General features: G+C 69.7%; 14 protein-coding genes. 10 read left to right on the top strand and 4 right to left on the bottom strand.

Annotation, left to right across the window (positions count from 1 at the left end):
* From INT51_RS02445 to INT51_RS02485, 9 genes are all read left to right on the top strand, one after another.
* Nucleotides 1-732, top strand: coding sequence for an L-ribulose-5-phosphate 4-epimerase (locus tag INT51_RS02445; RefSeq protein ID WP_193103615.1), 732 nt, complete (start codon nt 1-3; stop codon nt 730-732).
* 259 nt (nt 733-991) lie between these two features.
* Nucleotides 992-2,860 (top strand): BCCT family transporter, encoded by a 1,869-nt coding sequence (locus INT51_RS02450; RefSeq protein WP_193103616.1) that lies wholly within the window; start codon nt 992-994, stop codon nt 2,858-2,860.
* Nucleotides 2,861-3,081: 221 nt separating this feature from the next.
* Nucleotides 3,082-4,590 (top strand): L-arabinose isomerase, encoded by a 1,509-nt coding sequence (gene araA, locus INT51_RS02455; RefSeq protein WP_193103617.1) that lies wholly within the window; start codon nt 3,082-3,084, stop codon nt 4,588-4,590.
* Between the two features lie 317 nt (nt 4,591-4,907).
* Nucleotides 4,908-6,200 carry an FAD-binding protein gene (locus tag INT51_RS02460; protein ID WP_226831889.1) on the top strand — a complete coding sequence of 431 codons (1,293 nt, stop codon included), beginning with the start codon at nt 4,908-4,910 and terminating at the stop codon, nt 6,198-6,200.
* A 1-nt stretch (nt 6,201) separates the two neighbouring features.
* Nucleotides 6,202-7,572 carry a glycoside hydrolase family 27 protein gene (locus INT51_RS02465; protein WP_226831890.1) on the top strand — a complete coding sequence of 457 codons (1,371 nt, stop codon included), beginning with the start codon at nt 6,202-6,204 and terminating at the stop codon, nt 7,570-7,572.
* Nucleotides 7,573-7,792: 220 nt separating this feature from the next.
* A complete protein-coding gene (locus INT51_RS02470; protein ID WP_193103619.1) occupies nt 7,793-9,100 on the top strand; it encodes an extracellular solute-binding protein in 1,308 nt (435 codons plus the stop codon).
* Nucleotides 9,097-10,050 carry a carbohydrate ABC transporter permease gene (locus INT51_RS02475; protein ID WP_193103620.1) on the top strand — a complete coding sequence of 318 codons (954 nt, stop codon included), beginning with the start codon at nt 9,097-9,099 and terminating at the stop codon, nt 10,048-10,050. The genes INT51_RS02470 and INT51_RS02475 overlap by 4 nt, the downstream gene beginning before the upstream one ends.
* Nucleotides 10,040-10,981 (top strand): carbohydrate ABC transporter permease, encoded by a 942-nt coding sequence (locus tag INT51_RS02480; protein WP_193103621.1) that lies wholly within the window; start codon nt 10,040-10,042, stop codon nt 10,979-10,981. The genes INT51_RS02475 and INT51_RS02480 overlap by 11 nt, the downstream gene beginning before the upstream one ends.
* Nucleotides 10,978-11,682, top strand: coding sequence for a hypothetical protein (locus tag INT51_RS02485; RefSeq protein ID WP_193103622.1), 705 nt, complete (start codon nt 10,978-10,980; stop codon nt 11,680-11,682). The genes INT51_RS02480 and INT51_RS02485 overlap by 4 nt, the downstream gene beginning before the upstream one ends.
* Before the next feature lie 163 nt (nt 11,683-11,845).
* On the opposite strand, the gene INT51_RS02490 is transcribed toward INT51_RS02485, so the two are convergent.
* The 4 genes from INT51_RS02490 to INT51_RS02505 form a co-directional block, all read right to left on the bottom strand.
* Nucleotides 11,846-12,706, bottom strand: a complete 861-nt coding sequence (locus INT51_RS02490; RefSeq protein WP_193103623.1) for a sugar phosphate isomerase/epimerase — start codon at nt 12,704-12,706, stop codon at nt 11,846-11,848.
* A gap of 106 nt (nt 12,707-12,812) precedes the next feature.
* Nucleotides 12,813-13,850, bottom strand: a complete 1,038-nt coding sequence (locus INT51_RS02495) for an alpha/beta hydrolase (protein WP_193103624.1) — start codon at nt 13,848-13,850, stop codon at nt 12,813-12,815.
* A 49-nt stretch (nt 13,851-13,899) separates the two neighbouring features.
* Complete coding sequence (locus INT51_RS02500; protein WP_193103625.1) at nt 13,900-15,204, bottom strand: BNR-4 repeat-containing protein; 1,305 nt, start codon at nt 15,202-15,204, stop codon at nt 13,900-13,902.
* A gap of 49 nt (nt 15,205-15,253) precedes the next feature.
* Nucleotides 15,254-15,667, bottom strand: coding sequence for an L-rhamnose mutarotase (locus INT51_RS02505; protein ID WP_193103626.1), 414 nt, complete (start codon nt 15,665-15,667; stop codon nt 15,254-15,256).
* A gap of 195 nt (nt 15,668-15,862) precedes the next feature.
* On the opposite strand from INT51_RS02505, the gene rhaI reads away from it, so the two are divergent.
* Nucleotides 15,863-17,038 carry an L-rhamnose isomerase gene (rhaI, locus tag INT51_RS02510; RefSeq protein ID WP_193103627.1) on the top strand — a complete coding sequence of 392 codons (1,176 nt, stop codon included), beginning with the start codon at nt 15,863-15,865 and terminating at the stop codon, nt 17,036-17,038.
* Nucleotides 17,039-17,040: the final 2 nt, after the last annotated feature.

The following is a 17,040-nucleotide window of genomic DNA, read 5'->3' on the forward strand; positions in this document are numbered from 1 at the left end:
GTGACGATCACCCTCACCGCACTCCCCCAGGCCGCGCAGCGGGCTGTCGCCGCGACCCGCGAGCGCGTCGCGGCCCTGCACGCCGAGCTGCCCCGCAACGAGCTGGTGGTCTGGACCGCCGGCAACGTCTCCGAACGGGTCCCGCTGACGGACCCGGACCTGCCCGGCCTGTTCGTCATCAAGCCCTCGGGCATCTCCTACGACGATCTCGCCCCCGCGAACATGGTGGTCTGCACCCTGGAGGGGGAGAAGATCGAGGATGGCACCCCGGATGCCCTGACACCGTCATCGGACACCGCGGCCCACGCCTACGTCTACCTGACCATGGACGAGGTGGGCGGCGTGGTCCACACCCACTCCACCTACGCGACCGCCTGGGCCGCCCGCGGCCAGGAGATCCCCTGCGTGCTGACGATGATGGCCGACGAGTTCGGCGGCCCGATCCCCGTGGGCCCCCTCGCGATCATCGGCGACGACTCCATCGGCCGCGGGATCGTCGAGACCCTGCGCGGCTCCCGGTCCCGCGCCGTGCTGATGCAGAACCACGGCCCCTTCACCATCGGCAAGGATGCCCGCGACGCCGTGAAGGCCGCCGTGATGTGCGAGGAGGTGGCACGCACCGTGCACATCTCGAGGCAGCTCGGGGACCCGCTGCCCCTCGAGCCGAGCATCGTCGATTCGCTGTACGACCGCTACCAGAACGTCTATGGCCAGCACGGCACCAGTCGCTGAGCGACGAGCCGAGCCCCGATCGCGCCGACCGGACCACCCCCGGCGCCTCGCCCGGCCACGCCTCGCGCCGGTCACGGAAATTCCTGTGAGATCCCTGACCCACGACGTCTTCTCTCACAGGCCGCGTAATCGCCCGCACCTGCACCAATCCCATTACAGTGTGCCCCCAGTCACAGCTCGTGGTTGTGTGAATACTGAGAACCGTTCAAGGTAGAGGCGAAAACACCCTAGAGAACCACCCTAGAGAGAACGGATTGCGATGAGCACCCCTGACAGCACAGAGGAGGCTGGCGGCACTCCGGCGACCTCTACCCCAGGCTCCTGGCCGGACCACCTGCCGGAGACTGTTCACCTCCCGCGCTCCCTCCAGATCGCGGAGAACGACACCGACGACGAGATCACCGAGAAGCTGCGCCGCCAGGGCGCGCGCATCGGCAAGGGAACCCTCGCTCCGGCGGTGTTCTGGCCCGCGCTGCTCATCGTGCTCGGCGTCGCCCTGCTCACGGTCCTCTTCCCCGAGACCTCCAGCAAGGTCATGAGTGGCGCACAGAACTGGATCGTCGCCGACCTGGGCTGGTTCTACATGCTCACCATCGGCATCTTCGTGGCGTTCTCGATCGTGCTCGCCCTGTCCCCCTTCGGCGGCATCCGCCTGGGCCGCGACAACGACAAGCCCGAGTTCGGACTGTTCTCGTGGTTCGCGATGCTGTTCTCCGCCGGCATGGGCATCGGGCTGGTCTTCTACGGCGTCGCCGAGCCGCTCGGCTACACCACCGGCGCCGCGAAGCCCGGCTGGGAGGGCGAGGGCGTCGAGCTCTCCGGCCTCGCCATGGCCCAGACCTTCATGCACTGGGGGCTGCACCCCTGGGCCGCCTACGCGATCATCGGCCTGGCTCTTGCCTACGCCATCCACCGCCGCGGCCGCCCCGTCTCCATCCGCTGGGCCCTCGAACCGCTGTTCGGTGACCGGGTCAAGGGCTGGGTCGGCGACGTCATCGACGTCCTGGCGATCTGCGGCACGGTCTTCGGCATCGCCACCTCGCTCGGTCTCGGCGTCCAGCAGATCGCCGCAGGCATGGAGGCGATCGGTCTGGTCGGCTCGACGGGCGATACCTTCCTCATCATCCTGATCGTCGTGATCACCTTCCTGGCCACGCTCTCCGTGGTCAGCGGCGTGGGCGTCGGGATCAAGTGGCTCTCCAACGGCAACCTGTCGCTGGCCGCCGTCCTCATGATCACCGCAGTGGTGTTCGGCCCGACCGTCTTCATCCTGCAGAACTTCGTCGAGTCCCTCGGCGTCTACTTCGCCAACGTCTTCGAGATGACCCTCGACGTCGGCGCCTACACGCGCACCGAGGAAGCACAGTCCTGGTTCGCCGGGAACACCCTGTTCTACTGGGGCTGGTGGATCGCCTGGGCGCCGTTCGTCGGCGTGTTCATCGCCCGGATCTCCCGGGGCCGCACGGTGCGGCAGTTCATCGCCGGCGTGCTCCTGGTCCCCTCGCTCCTGGGCATGATCTGGTTCTCCGTCTGGGGCGGCAACGGCCTGTACCGCCAGTGGTTCGGCGCGGGTGACCTCGGGGACGTCACCGCCGAGGAATCGATGTTCCGCATCTTCGAGGGCTTCCCCGCCACCGGCCTGCTGTCGGTCCTGGGCATCATCCTGGTGGCGATCTTCTTCATCACCTCCTCGGACTCCGGTTCGCTCGTGGTCGACATGCTCGCCTCCGGTGGGCACCCGAACCCGCCGATGTGGTCGCGCGTGCTGTGGGCAGCCCTGGAGGGCTTCCTGGCCATCGCCCTGCTGCTCTCCGGCGGCCTCGAGTCGCTGCAGGCAGGCTCACTGGTCACTGCCCTGCCGTTCAGCATCATCCTGCTGCTGATGTGCGTGGCGCTGGTCAAGGCGCTGGGCATCGATCAGGCCGTGCTGAACCAGCACGAGCAGATCCGGCGACTGGACGCGGTCACCGCCCACATCACCGGCGACCTCACCGAGAGCCGAGAGCTCGAGACCGTGGTGGACGACCGCATCGACTACCGGCTCGCGCGCACCAAGGGCGCCTTCGGACGCGGCCGCACCGAGAGGCAGTCGACGCGAGAAGATTCCGCTCCTCCGCAGGAGGAGTGATCTCGGCGCCGCACCGCTGAGCCGGCGCGGCATGCAGAACGAAGGAGGCCGACCCTCGGGTCGGCCTCCTTCTGCGCGTCCACCACCGTCGATGCCCCCAGATTGCTCCCGGTCACCGCTTGACACCCACAATGTGAACGTTCACGCTAGGGAGGTCACTTCGTCCTGCGGCCGGCCCATCGGCGAGCCCGCCCACCTCGAACCCTCCTGAAGGAGTCCCCGTGGACAACCCTTTCGCATCCCGCGAGATCTGGTTCCTCACCGGCAGCCAGGGCCTGTACGGCCCCGAGACGCTCGACCAGGTCGCCGAGCAGTCCCGCACGATCGCCGAGACGCTCGACTCCGGCTCCTCGAACCCGGTGAAGATCGTCTGGAAGCCCGTGCTCACCGACCGCGACGCGATCCGCGAGATCGCCCTGGCCGCGAACGCCGATCCTGCCTGCGTGGGCGTCATCGCGTGGATGCACACCTTCTCCCCGGCGAAGATGTGGATCCAGGGCCTCGACGCCCTGCGCACGCCGCTGCTGCACCTGCACACGCAGGCCAACGTCGAGCTGCCGTGGGCGACCATCGACATGGACTTCATGAACCTGAACCAGGCCGCCCATGGCGACCGCGAGTTCGGCTACATCGCCACTCGTCTCGGCGTGAACCGCAAGACCGTCGTCGGCCACGCGAGCGATGAGGGCGTCCAGGAGAAGGTGGGCCGCTGGGCCCGCGCCGCCACCGGCTGGGCCGAGATGCACTCGCTGAAGCTCGCCCGCTTCGGGGACAACATGCGCAATGTCGCCGTCACCGAGGGCGACAAGACCGAGGCCGAGCTTCGCCTGGGCGTCAGCGTGAACACCTGGGGCGTGAACGACCTGGTCACAGTGGTGGATGCGGTCGACGACCGAGATGTCGACGCGCTGGTCGCGGAGTACGAGGAGCTCTACGAGGTCGTCCCCGAGCTGCGCAAGGGCGGCGAGCGCCACGAGTCGCTGCGCTATGGCGCCCGTCAGGAGATCGGCCTGCGCACCTTCCTCGCCGACGGCGGATTCGGCGCATTCACCACGAACTTCGAGGATCTCGGCGGGCTGCGCCAGCTCCCCGGCCTCGCGGTGCAGCGCCTGATGGCCGACGGGTACGGCTTCGGCGCCGAGGGCGACTGGAAGACCGCGATCCTGGTGCGGGTCGCCGCCGTGATGGGCCACGGCCTGCCCGGCGGCGCCTCCCTCATGGAGGACTACACCTACGAGCTCACCCCGGGCAGCGAGAAGATCCTGGGCGCCCACATGCTCGAGGTCTCCCCCTCGCTGACCACCGCCAAGGCGTCGCTGGAGGTCCATCCGCTGGGAATCGGCGACCGCGAGGACCCGGTGCGCCTGAAGTTCACGGCCGACGCCGGCCCTGCCGTGGTGGTGGCGATGAGCGACATGCGCGAGCGATTCCGTCTGATCGCCAACGTCGTGAACGTGGTCGAACCCGAGCACGAGCTGCCGAACCTGCCGGTGGCCTGCGCCGTCTGGGAGCCCGCTCCGGACTTCGCGACCTCCGCCGAGTGCTGGCTGACCGCGGGCGCCGCCCACCACACGGTCATGTCCACCGCCCTGGGCCTGGAGGTCTGGCAGGACCTCGCCCAGATCGGCGACCTCGAGCTCGCCGTGATCGACGAGGACACCACCGTGCGCGCCTTCACCCAGGAGCTGCGCACCAACCAGGTCTTCTACCGCCTCGGCCAGGGCTTCTGACCCACCCCCACCGCGCACGCCCCGCCCGGCCCAGCCGGCGGTGCCCAGCCGACGCCGCGGTGCCCAGCCGAGCCCGCGGTGCCCAGCCGAGCCCGCGATGTCCAGAAATGTCCCCCCAGGACCGATGTTCACCCGCGCATCGGTCCTGGGCGGACAATTCCGGTGAGTCAGCGGGCGGGCGCGGGCGGGCGGGGCCGCGCGGGCACGTCTCGCCACGGTGCAGAGCGCCCGCAGTCCACAGTCACCTCCGTCCACAGTCACCGCCGTCCAGCGTCATCTCAGTCCTTATCTCTGCAGACCACGAAGAGGTGGAGCGCTTGTCCCCCATCAGCCCCTCCCCCGACCACGCGCTCGAGCGCCCCGGCCGCAGCTGGTCCGGCACCGTCGACTACGGGCCCGGGCCCCTGCACGCCCCGGAATCGGTCGCGCAGCTGCAGGCACTGGTCGCCGCCGCGCCGCGCATCCGGGCGCTGGGCACCCGGCACTCCTTCTCGGAGATCGCCGCCAGCGATGCCGCGCTGGTCACGCTCGCGAAGCTGCCCTCGGACCTCCAGTTCGACACCGCCGCCCGGACCGTGCGGGTGGGCGCCGGGGTGCGGTACGGAGAGCTGGCCCTGGCCGCGGCAGACGCCGGCCTGGCACTGGCGACCATGGGCTCGCTCCCCCACATCTCGGTGGGCGGCGCGAGTGCGACCGGCACCCACGGCTCCGGGGATCATCACCGCTCCCTCTCCTCATCGGTCCGGGCGATCGACCTGGTCACCGCCGAGGGCGACCTGCTCACGCTCTCCCGCGATCAGAACCCCGAGGACTTCGACGGGATGGTGCTCGCGCTCGGGACGCTCGGCATCGTCACCCACCTGACACTCGATCTGGTGCCCGCCTTCACGATGCGCCAGAGCGTCCACCTGGACTTTCCGGCGGACCGCATGAACGGCGAGGATCTTGGCGGCATGCTCGCCGGTGGCTACAGCGTGAGCCTGTTCCACCACTGGGACGGGCACATCGCGCAGGCCTGGGTGAAGCAGGCCGTCGGCGTCGACGAGGAGCTGCCGCAGACATGGTTCGGAGGGCACCGGGCCACCGCCCCCGTGCACCCGCTGCCGGGGATGCCGGCCGATTTCTGCACCGACCAGACCGGGGAGCCCGGCCCTTCCCACGAACGTCTGCCGCATTTCCGCCTCGAGTTCACGCCGAGCAACGGCGAGGAGATCCAGTCGGAGTACTTCGTGCCGCGCGGGCAGGTCGCGCAGGCCCTGGCCGCCGTGATGCCGTTGGGCGAGCGGATCCGGCCACTGCTGCACGCCTCCGAGGTGCGCACGGTCGCGGCCGACGAGCTCTGGCTCTCCCCGGCCTACCAGCGCGACAGCGCCTGCGTGCACTTCACCTGGAAGCAGCTGCCCCGCGAGGTGGACGCGCTGCTGCCCGAGATCGAGGAGCGCCTGGCACCGTTCGCGCCGCGCCCGCACTGGGGCAAGGTCTTCACCACGGCGCCGGACGCCGTGCGCGAGCAGTACCCCCGACTGCCGGAATTCCTCGCCCTGCGCGACCGTCTCGACGCGGGCCGGAAGTTCTCGAACGCCTACGTCGACCGACTGCTCGGAGAGTGACATGACCGCACCACCGGACCCGACCGCACCGCCATCTGTCGCCACGCTCCGCCCGCCGATGGGCTGGAACTCCTGGGACTCCTACGGCACCACCGTCACCGAGGCGGAGGTGCTGGCCAATGCGCGATTCATGGCCGAGCATCTCGCGCCGTACGGCTGGGACACCGTCGTGGTGGACATCGACTGGTCGGATCCCTCGGCCCGATCGCACGGGTACAACCTCGATGCGCCGCTCGAGCTGGACCAGTACGGCCGGCTGCTACCGGATCCGGGCCGCTTTCCCAGCTCCGTGGAGGGCGCCGGCTTCGGGCCCCTCGCCGCACAGGTCCATGCACTCGGCCTGCGCTTCGGCATCCATGCCATGCGCGGGGTTCCCCGCAGGGCGGTCGCTGCGAACAGCCCGATCGTGGGCAGCGACCTGCACGCCCTCGACATCGCCGACCCCACGAACGCGTGCGAATGGAACCCGGACATGGTCGGCATCGATCACACGGTGCCGGGTGCGCACGCCTACTACGACTCCGTGCTCGAGCTGTACGCATCCTGGGGCGTGGACTTCCTCAAGGTCGACGACATGCTGTGGCCGTACCAGACTGCCGAGATCGAGGCCTTCGCCGCCGCGATAGAGCGTTGCGGGCGGCCGATGCAGCTGAGCCTGTCCCCGGGCCGCGATCTCTCCCTCACCCGGCTGCCGCACCTGCGCCAGCACGCCACCATGTGGCGGATCTGCGATGACCTCTGGGACCGGTGGAAGGACGTCGAGGCGAACTTCGCCCGCTTCGCGCGCTGGGCCCCGCACTCCGGGCCGGATGGCTGGGCCGACGGGGACATGCTCCCGCTCGGGAGGATCGGGATCCGCGCCGAACGCGGCGAGGCCCGCGATGACCTGCTCACCCCCGATGAGCGCCGCACCCTGATCACGCTGTGGGTGATCGCCCGCTCCCCGCTGATGGTCGGCGGCGACCTGCCCGGCTCGGACCCGGAGACCATCGCGCTGCTGCAGAACGCGGACGTGCTCGCCGTGCATCGCGACTCGCACGGGGCACGGGAGGTGTTCCGCGAGGGCCCGCTGGTCCTGTGGACCGCGACGGGCAGCTCCGGGGTCGACGGCGCCGACGCCGCGCCGCACTTCGTCGCCGCCTTCAACGTCGGGGAAGAGCCCCTGGCGATCGCGCTGGACGCCGCTGACGTCGGACTGCCCAGCCGGTTCGAGGGCGAGGTGCAGGAGCTGTGGAGCGGCACGACGGCGACCACCCGTCCGATCACCGAGCAGTCCGACGCAGCCCGGGGAGTCTCCCCCGGCTCCACGGCGATCGACGTGGTCATTGCGCCCCACGGCGCCGTGCTGCTGCGCCACCAGGAGCGAGGCTGAGGCGAGGACGCCCAGGGACTCCCCTGATCGCGGCAACTCCCTGCAACATGGCCACCACGCCGCAGGGATGCGTTGAGCTGGCATCACGGTCCACCGCCGACAAGGACGGGGCAGGCGGGCCGGGTCCGGTTCCGACGCAGAGCGCACCGATGCGCTCCCGACGGTCCCCGGAGGACTGACCCTGAGCGCGGATGCGCCAGGGATCGTCGAGAGGAGTCCGATGTCGTTTTCCCGCCGTACCCTCCTGGGCACCACCGGAGCAGCAGCCGTCGGTCTCGGCGCGGCGGCCTGCGGGTCCGGCGGGGCCCTGGACCCCGATGTGCCCCTCGACCTGGCGGTCGACGACACGGATCTCGCCGGATCGATCAGCCTGCTGACCCCGGATTTCGTGGGCGACGACCGCCCCGTCCTGGATCAGGAGGTGATCGCGCCGTTCACCGAGCGGACGGGGATCGACGTCTCCGTCGATCAGGTCGACTGGAACAAGCTCAACGAGAAGATCTCCACCGGGATCGCGGGCGGCATCATCGCCGACCTCATCATGACGGGGGTCGGCTGGACCCAGCCCTTCGCGGAGAAGGGGATCTTCGCGGAGATCCCCGCCGACTACATCGAGGGGCTCGGCTTCGACGAGAGCGTGCTTGCTCCGGCCCGCTTCGAGGGCAAGTACTACTCGTTGCCGCAGGCGCTGGACCTCCGCTTCCTCGCCTACCACCCCGAGATGTTCGCGGCGAAGGGCATCACCGAACCGCCGACCAGCATGGACGAGCTCGCCGAGGTTGCTCTCGAGCTCACGGGCGACGGGGTGGTCGGCTTCGACTACCTCTCCGGCAGCGCCGGCAGTGCGCGCCAGGCCTTCGTGTTCCTGCTGTACGCCTTCGGCGGCACCATGTTCAGCGAGGACGGGCTGAGCACGAAGCTCCACGAGGAACCTGGGCGGCTCACCCTGCAGTGGATGCTCGACCGCATGGACGACGGCTCGATCGACTACGACATGCAGGCCGCCGAGGGCCAGCCCTCCCCGTTCCAGCAGAAGAAGGCCGCCATGTCCCTCGTCGCGACGGGGAACTGGCCGACCTGGATGCAGATGACCCCGGAGCTGTGCGAGGAGGGCGCCGCCGGCGTGTTCCTCATGCCCTCCGGTGTCGGCGGGGATCCGGTCATGTTCCAGGGCGGCACCTTCATCTCCGTCTCCAGCCTCTCCCAGAACAAGGACGCCGCAGGTGCCTTCATGAAACACATGCTCGAGCCGGAGTTCCTCGGGATCGCGAACGCGGCGACCGGGAAGGTTCCGCCCACCCCGGACATCCCGGAGAACGAGGAGATCCAGAGCAGCCTTCTCACACGCTTCGGGCTCGAGAACCTCGAGTACGCCGGGGCCACCGAGGGCGGCACCGCCGGGTACATGCAGATCCGCACCAACCTCGACGGGATCGTCGAGGGCTGCCTGACCCGCAGGGCGAGCGTCGAGGAGACGCTCGCGGACATGAAGTCGCTGTGCGACGACGCGATCAGCAGGCTCCGATGAGCGCCGCCGTCTCCCCCGGCCCCACGACCCCCGACGCCGAGCGCGTCGCAGCTCCTGACGCTCCCGTGCGCCGTCGTTCGGTGCGCACCGCCGAGCGCCGCTGGGGATTGATCCTCGCCGCCCCCGCCACGCTGCACACGCTGCTCTGGATCGGTGTGCCGATCATCGTGGCCATCGTGCTGAGCTTCACCGCGTACGACATCATCCACGCGCCGGAGTTCGCCGGTCTCGAGAACTACGCGACGATCTTCACCGACGGCCTCTTCTGGCGATCGGTCCTCCACAACGCGATCATCGCCGGCGTGGGCATCCCGATCTCGATGTTCCTCGCGCTCGTGTTCGCGGTGATGCTCAACCGCGCCATCCCCGGTCAGGGGATCTTCCGCGTGATGGTGTTCCTGCCGCACATCACCGCGACGGTCGCCGTCGCCATGATCTGGCTGTGGATCTACAACCCGTCCGAGAATGGGCTGATGAACGTCGTCCTCGGGGTGGTGGGCATCGGACCGCTGCCCTTCCTCACCAACCCCGACCTCGCCCTCGCCTCCGTCATCCTGGTGACGATCTGGCAGGGCATCGGGCTCAAGATGCTGATCTACCTGGCAGCGCTGCAGGGGGTGGACGGGCAGCTGTACGAGGCCGCGGATCTCGACGGCGCGAACTTCGTGCAGAAGTTCTTCCACGTCACCGTGCCGATGCTGCGGCCGGCGACGTTCTTCATCCTCATCACCGCGCTCATCGCGAACTTCCAGACGTTCGACCTCATCTACATCCTCACCGAGGGAGGGCCGGCGAATTCGACGTCGGTGGTCACGTACCGGATCTACCAGACGGCGTTCCAGGAGTTCCGCGTGGGCCTGGCCAATGCCCAGTCCGTGATCCTGCTGCTGATCCTGATCGTGCTCGCCTTCCTGTCCCGCAAGATCGTCGGAGGCACCGATGGCGACTGACACCCGCTCCCTGGCGGCTCCCACCCGCCCCTCAGCTCCGGCCGGGAGGACCCGGACGAAGAGCCTGCGTCGTCAGAGGCGCCTCGCCTCGACGGCGATGCTGGTCTTCCTGGTCGTCTCCTCGCTGGTCATGGCGGCGCCGTTCCTCTGGATGGCCCTGTCCTCGATCCGGGACCCCACGGAGCTCGCGCGGGTCCCGATGCCGCTCATCCCGGAGGACCTGCGGTGGGAGAACTACACCGAGGCCCTGACCCGGGCGCCCTTCGGGGTCTATGCGCGCAACAGCTTCATCCTCGCGACCGCCGCGGCGCTGCTCAACGTGGCCTTCGGCTCGGCCTGCGGCTATGCGCTCGCGAAGCTGAGGTTCCGACTGGCACCGGCGGTGTTCGGATGGATGGTCGCGTGCATCATGATCCCGTTCTACGCGACGGTGATCCCGGTGTTCCTCATGGTGCGCCACATGCCGCTGTTCGGCGGCAACAGCATTCTCGGGGCCGGCGGCACAGGCTGGATCGACACCTGGTGGGCCCTGATCGTCCCCGGGGCGATCTCGCCGTTCATGGTGTTCCTGTTCCGCCAGTTCTACGTGTCCACGCCGTCGGAGCTGATCGAAGCGGCTCGCCTGGACGGGGTCAGCGAGTTCGGGATCTATACCCGCATCGTCACCCCGCTGATCAAGCCGGGACTGCTGACGGTCGCGCTGCTCAGCTTCGAGGCCGGATGGAACAACTTCCTGTGGCCGCTGCTGGTGACGACCTCGGAGAATCTGCGCGTGATCCAGGTGGGCATCTCCTCGTTCCGGCAGGAGGCCGCCACGGACTGGCATCTGCTGATGGCGGGGACGACGCTCGCCGCCGTGCCCATGATCGTGCTGTTCCTGGTGTTCCAGCGCTACTTCGTGCAGGGCTTCGCGGCCTCGGGCATCAAGTGACCTCGCGCGCTCCCACCGTTCTCGTGGGGCCCACGGCGGACCCGTCGGCCCCACAGGCCTCAGCGGCGCCCGACCGTCTCTCCCGCGCACAGCGGGGAATCGGCCGACGCGATCCGCTGGACGCGCGAGGCCTGGTCCGCTTCCTGACCAAACCGGCGGCTTTCCTCGCCGTGAACTGGGCGGCGATGCTGGGGATCCTCACCGTGATCGGCATCGTCCCGTCCCTGGCCGCGGCCACTCGCACCACAGCGGATCTGGAGCAGTACCAGGACGCGGCCTTCACGTCGACCCTGCGCCATCTGCGCCGCACGCTGGTCCGGGATGCCCCGGCATCGGCGCTGCTGCTGATGGTGCTCGGCGGAATCGGGGCCAATGCCCTGGCGCTTCCCCGGATGGACTCCTCGGTGCGCGTGTTCGCGGTGGGTCTGATGCTTCCCCTGGTCTGGGTGATGATCGCTCTGCTCAGCGCGTACGTCGTGACCGCGGCACGTGACCAGCACGCCGAGCGGACGACGATCACGGTGCGGGCGCTGGCCATGGTGATGCATCGCCCGCTCGCGGCGCTGGTGGCCCCCGCGCTCATCGCGGCGCTGTCGCCGCTGTGGCTGCTCGCCCCGCTGACCATCGCCTGCGGGTTCAGCGTGCCGCCGTGGGTAGTGGCACGAGCATGGGGCGGTGGCCCGGCCGACGCCTCGAGCTGACCCTGGCGATTCTGCCCCTGCCCGGCTCGCTGCACGCATCCACTGGCGCCACACGAGCGGCCTCCCCGTATATGCCGCACGCTGCACGCCACGAGCCAGTGGATACGTCGGGGAGCGCGTCACCTTCGCCGGCTCCGCCGACCCGCGCTCGCCGACACCGGGCTCAGGCCTCCGATACGGCCCTGACCGGATCCGCGGCGCGCAGCGCGGCGAGCGCCGGGTGCGCCTCGGCGGCTATGTCCTTCCATGTGCATTCGATCGAGACATGCCCGAGATAGCCGCCGCCGCGCAGCGACTGCAGGAACGGCGCGAGCGGCCAGTCCCCCTGCCCGGGCGGGGTCCGGCCGCTATCGGCGATGTGGGCATGCGCGACGCGGCCCGCGTGCGCACCGATCACCTCGAGCGGTTCGTGCTCGAGCATGATGTGGAACAGATCGGCGACGACCCTGACCTCCCCCATCCCGAACTCGTCGAGGAACGCGATGGCCTCGGCGACGGTGTTGATCAGGTCGGTCTCCCCGTGGTGCAGGGGTTCGAGAATCACTTCGAGGCCGTGCTCGGCGGCGACGTCCCGGGCGACCTCGACGGTCTGCGCGAACTGGCGGCGGCCGTCGGCCGGCTCCACGCCCTCGGGCAGGCGGCGGGCGGCCCCGCTGCCGAGCACGACGACGGCGCCCGGACGCGCCACGGCGGAAATCGCGGCGAAGGCGACCTGCAGGTAGTCACGGGTCCTCTCCAGCGGGAACGCCGGATCGGACAGCCGCAGGTCCTTCGGGGCCAGCACGGCGAACGACGGGGAGGGCTCCCGCTCGCGCAGCGCAGAGTTGGCCTGCCAGTCACCGTCGGCGTCCTGGACGATCACGTTCCCGACGATCGTCGGCTCGATGTAGTCCGCGCCGGCGGCGAGGATCGCGGCGGCGTCCTGATCCTGGGCGATGATGCCGTACTGCGGAGATTGCCGGAGCTGTTCGGACTGTGGGTTCTCAAGAACCTGCGGGAACTGCGGAGCCTGCTGGGACTGCATGAATCCTCCTCGATCCGGGCCGACGCGCGGTGCGCCGCCAGTCATGGTGCCGTGCTGGTATGGAGCTGATGCTGGTGTGGAACTGATCCTGATGCCGTGCTGCAGGTCAGAGCGACCGGACGAGCTGTCCCATCCGGTCCATGGAGTCGCGGGCCTCGGCGAGACCCACGCGGTTGAGGTGGCCGTGGCACACCCCTCGGCGCACCGCGAACTCGACCTCCACGCCGGCCTCGCGCAGCTGCTCGGAGTACCGGCGGGCGCTGACGCGCAGATCGTCGTACTCGTCGGCCTCGATATAGGTGCGCGGCAGCACCGCCAGCTGCTCGGTGCTCGCGAGCCCCGGGAACTCGTACGGAACGGCGTCCTCGAGAGCGCGCCCGATGTAGTTCTCCGACATGGCGCGCATGCCCTCCGGCGAGAACCGCAGCAGAGAGGGAACCTCGGCGAGCGCATCGGCCTCCTCCGCGGTCGCCTCCGGGCAGAGGGGATGGGCGACGAGATACATGAGCAGCGAGGCCGCCGGCGGCGTGCCCTCGTCGGCCAGGCGCAGGGAGGCGGCCGCGGCGAGGTTGCCGCCTGCGCTGGCTCCGCCGATCGCGACCCGTGCCGGATCGATGCCCAGGGTGGTCGCGTTTTCGCGCGCCCAGGTCACGGCGGCGCACACGTCATCCAGCGGAATCGGTGCGTGGACGCGGCCGGGCCCCTCGGGAACGCCCCCGGCAGGGTCGTCGGCGAGCGCTGACGGATCGGCGCACAACCGGTAGTCGACCGAGACGACCACGGCGTCGGCGCGGCCGGCGACGCCGCGGGCGACATGGTGACCCTCGGGCATGTCGAGGTCCCCATGCCGGAACCCACCGCCGTGCAGCCACACCAGGCACGGACGCGCCCCACCGGCTGCGGCGTGCGGGGTGTAGACGCGCACGGGCACCGGGCCGTGCGGGCCGGGAACCTCGCGGTCCTCGATCCTCAGGTCCCAGTCCTCGGCCGGCCCGTACGGGGCGTCCCACTCGCGATGGGCCTGGTCCTCGACGTCCTCCCAGGTGGTGGCGTCACCCAGGAGCCGCATCCGTCGCTCCATCTCGGGCGCTGCGGGGGCGGCGGCATGGGGCGCAGTCCGGGCGTCGGTGGTGTCGTGTGTCATCGGGGTCCTTCCGGCAGGGGCGAGCGGTGGGGCGTCACGGGTGAGGGAGTCATCGGGGGCTGCTGCGGAGCATGACCTCGCAGTCGTAGTCCTGGGAGGAGCGCATGTCTCCGCGGAACCAGAGCAGGTGGGTGGTGCCGGGGTCTCCGGGGGCGACGATCGGTCGGAGGTTGTCGACCCCGGGGTTCTCGGCGGGCTCGGTGATCGCGGTCCAGTCCCAGCTTCGCCCGTCGTCGGCCGTGCGTCCATGGAAGATCTCATGGTGGGCGAGGCGGGAGTCGTCGCGCGGGTCGATCGGGGTGGAGACGTAGACGGTGTCGACGTCGTAGGGGTCGATCGCGGCCAGGCCCGTGTAATCCTGCTCATGGGGCAGCAGCCCTGGCCCGGCCTTCGCGAGCGGGGAGAGGTTCCAGTCCCCGTCGTCGCTGCGCCGGGCGTAGACGAAACGCAGGTCGGGGACGGGGACGTTGCGGCCGAGGTCTCCGGCATCGCCCCCGTGGTCGGCGCGCGCTGTCATCACCGCGGCGAGTCGCCCCTCGGCCTCACGGAGGTCGGTGGTCCACGCGTGACCGAGCAGCGCGCCGCCCAGTTCTGTGCCGGCCGCCAGGACCGTGGTCAGCTCCGCCTGGTCCGGGGCGGGATCGGCGAACAGCTCCGCCTCCACTGCCTGACCGCGGCTGTCGTGCAGGCGACCGCCGGCGAGGCGACCGTGGTAGATCGAGTTGTCGTAGTCGCGCGGGTGATGGTCGGTGACCAGCACGTGCAGCCCGTCGGCCCCGTCGGCGTAGCGCGCGTACCCGTTGACGTATCCGATCTTGGGGCGATCGAACAGCTTGCCGGCGTAGCTCCAGGTGTGGCCGTGGTCCTCGGAGACCAGGGCGCAGGGGTCGTCGTTGACGGCGCGAGCGAAGCAGTACAGCCGGCCGTCCAGTTCGTGGAGGTTCGAGTAGGTGACACCGCGGCCGCCGGTGTGCCGGCTCCAGTCGACAGTGCGTTCCTCGCCCCAGCGGGTGGGGTCGTCGGGCTCGCTGATGCGCCAGTGGGTGAGGTCGTCGCTCTTGTGCCGCGCGTAGACGGCGAGCCAGCGCCCGTCGGGCCGACGATGCAGCGCGGGCACGTCGTGGTCGTCCGCCTCGAACCCGGGATGGAGGGTCACCACGCTCGACCGCCCGGAGCGCAGATCGACGACGGTCAGATCGAGGTCGCCGGTGCGGGACTCGCCCCGGTCCCCGCCTCCGGAGGCGATGGAGCCGACCACGAGCAGTCCGGCATCGGGGTCGACGAGGGCGCGTTCGTCCTGGAACCAGCACCAGGCTCCGTTGGGGTTGATGACCTGCAGGGCTGTCGTGCTCATCGGGCTCTTTCTTCCGGGGTGAGGGAGGTACGGGGGCCGTCCGGCCCGTTTAGGGGAGATGGAAGTACTGGGGCAGGACCTGTTTGTCGCCGCCACCCGGTGCGAAGTACTCCCCCATCATCGACTCCCACCGGGGCGAGACGTCGCTGCGGCCCATCGCCTGCTGCGCGGCGTCGACGTCGTCCGCCTCGAAGTAGCCCACCACCATGCCGTCCTCCTCGCGCAGGAACAGCGAGTAGTTGCGCCAGCCGGCGGCGGTGAGCGCCTCGCGCAGCTCCTCCCACACGTGCTGGTGTGCCTGGACGTAGTCGGCAAGGCGCTCGGGGCGCACATGCAGCAGGAAGCAGCAGCGCTGCGGGCTGCGGGCGGGGGTGGTGGCGAGGAGGGCGGGGAGGTCCGGCTCGGGCCCGTTCCCGGCGTCGGCAGGCCTGTCGGAACCTCGGGTGTGCTCCGGTGAACTCATGAGGCTCCTCGAGTCGATGATCTGCGGCACCGCCGTCGGGGATCGCACGGCGTCTTGTGAGTCGTTCTGGAGAATGCTACGTTCTGTTCTGAGTCGTTTCAATAGTTTGGCGGATCTGCGGCACGGCAAAGTCACCAAGATGCACCTCGCAGCTATCGGACGCGCTTCCCACGAGCACTCAAGGAGCACCACCCCATGTCCACCACCACCCTTCCCGCTGACGTCGCCCGCGACCTCGCCGAATTCTCCATCGAGGTCCCCAGCTGGGGCTACGGCAACTCCGGAACCCGCTTCAAGGTGTTCGGCACCCCCGGCACCCCGCGCGATCCCTTCGAGAAGATCGCCGACGCCGCGCAGACCCACGCCTACACCGGCAGCGCGCCGCGCGTCTCCCTGCACTACCCCTGGGACAAGGTCGATGACTTCGGTGCGCTGCGCGATTTCGCCGCCGAGCAGGGCATGACGTTGGGCATGATCAACTCGAACACCTTCCAGGACGACGAGTACAAGTTCGGCTCCCTCACCCACGGCGACGCGTCCGTGCGCCGCCGCGCGATCGACCACCATCTCGAGTGCATCGACGTCATGCGCGCCACCGGGTCGAGGGAGATGAAGATCTGGCTGGCCGACGGCACGAACTATGCCGGACAGGATTCGATCCGGGCCCGCCAGGACCGCCTCGCGGAGTCGCTGCAGGAGATCTACCAGGGCCTCGGGGACGACGAGCGCCTGGTGCTGGAGTACAAGTTCTTCGAGCCGGCGTTCTACCACACCGACGTCCCGGACTGGGGAACGAGCCTGCTGCACTGCCTGGCCCTCGGCGAGAAGGCGCAGGTCGTGCTCGATACCGGCCACCACGCTCCCGGGACGAACATCGAGTTCATCGTCGCGCAGCTGCTGCGCCAGAACCGCCTGGGCGCCTTCGACTTCAACTCCCGCAACTACGCGGACGACGACCTGATCGTCGGTTCCGCGGATCCGTTCCAGTTGTTCCGGATCCTCTTCGAGATCGTCCAGCAGGATGCGCACCGCCCCGCCTCGGGCGTGAACTTCATGCTGGATCAGTGCCACAACCTGGAGTCGAAGATCCAGGGGCAGATCCGCTCCGTGCTGAACGTGCAGGAGACCCTCGCGAAGGCCCTGCTCGTGGACCGCGAGGCGCTGGCCGCCGCCCAGCAGAGCAACGACGTGCTGCTCGCGCACGAGGTCCTGATGGACGCCTTCTGGACCGACGTGCGCCCGGCGCTGGCCGCCTTCCGCGAGGAGAAGGGCCTGCCCGCCGAACCGTTCGAGGCGTTCCGGGCCAGCGGGTACGAGGAGAAGGTCGCCGCGGAGCGCGTCGGCGGGAACCAGATGGGATGGGGAGCCTGAGC

Source organism: Brachybacterium sp. FME24, from assembly GCF_014897705.1.
Lineage (GTDB): Bacteria > Actinomycetota > Actinomycetes > Actinomycetales > Dermabacteraceae > Brachybacterium.

What these genes read in the sequence shown, in the direction of transcription:
- INT51_RS02450 (WP_193103616.1), top strand. Translation starts at nt 992, where the DNA reads ATGAGCACCCCTGACAGCACAGAGGAGGCTGGCGGCACTCCGGCGACC.
- INT51_RS02465 (WP_226831890.1), top strand. Translation starts at nt 6,202, where the DNA reads ATGACCGCACCACCGGACCCGACCGCACCGCCATCTGTCGCCACGCTC.
- INT51_RS02470 (WP_193103619.1), top strand. Translation starts at nt 7,793, where the DNA reads ATGTCGTTTTCCCGCCGTACCCTCCTGGGCACCACCGGAGCAGCAGCC.
- INT51_RS02475 (WP_193103620.1), top strand. Translation starts at nt 9,097, where the DNA reads ATGAGCGCCGCCGTCTCCCCCGGCCCCACGACCCCCGACGCCGAGCGC.
- INT51_RS02480 (WP_193103621.1), top strand. Translation starts at nt 10,040, where the DNA reads ATGGCGACTGACACCCGCTCCCTGGCGGCTCCCACCCGCCCCTCAGCT.
- INT51_RS02490 (WP_193103623.1), bottom strand. Translation starts at nt 12,706, where the DNA reads ATGCAGTCCCAGCAGGCTCCGCAGTTCCCGCAGGTTCTTGAGAACCCA.
- INT51_RS02495 (WP_193103624.1), bottom strand. Translation starts at nt 13,850, where the DNA reads ATGACACACGACACCACCGACGCCCGGACTGCGCCCCATGCCGCCGCC.
- INT51_RS02500 (WP_193103625.1), bottom strand. Translation starts at nt 15,204, where the DNA reads ATGAGCACGACAGCCCTGCAGGTCATCAACCCCAACGGAGCCTGGTGC.
- INT51_RS02505 (WP_193103626.1), bottom strand. Translation starts at nt 15,667, where the DNA reads ATGAGTTCACCGGAGCACACCCGAGGTTCCGACAGGCCTGCCGACGCC.
- rhaI (WP_193103627.1), top strand. Translation starts at nt 15,863, where the DNA reads ATGTCCACCACCACCCTTCCCGCTGACGTCGCCCGCGACCTCGCCGAA.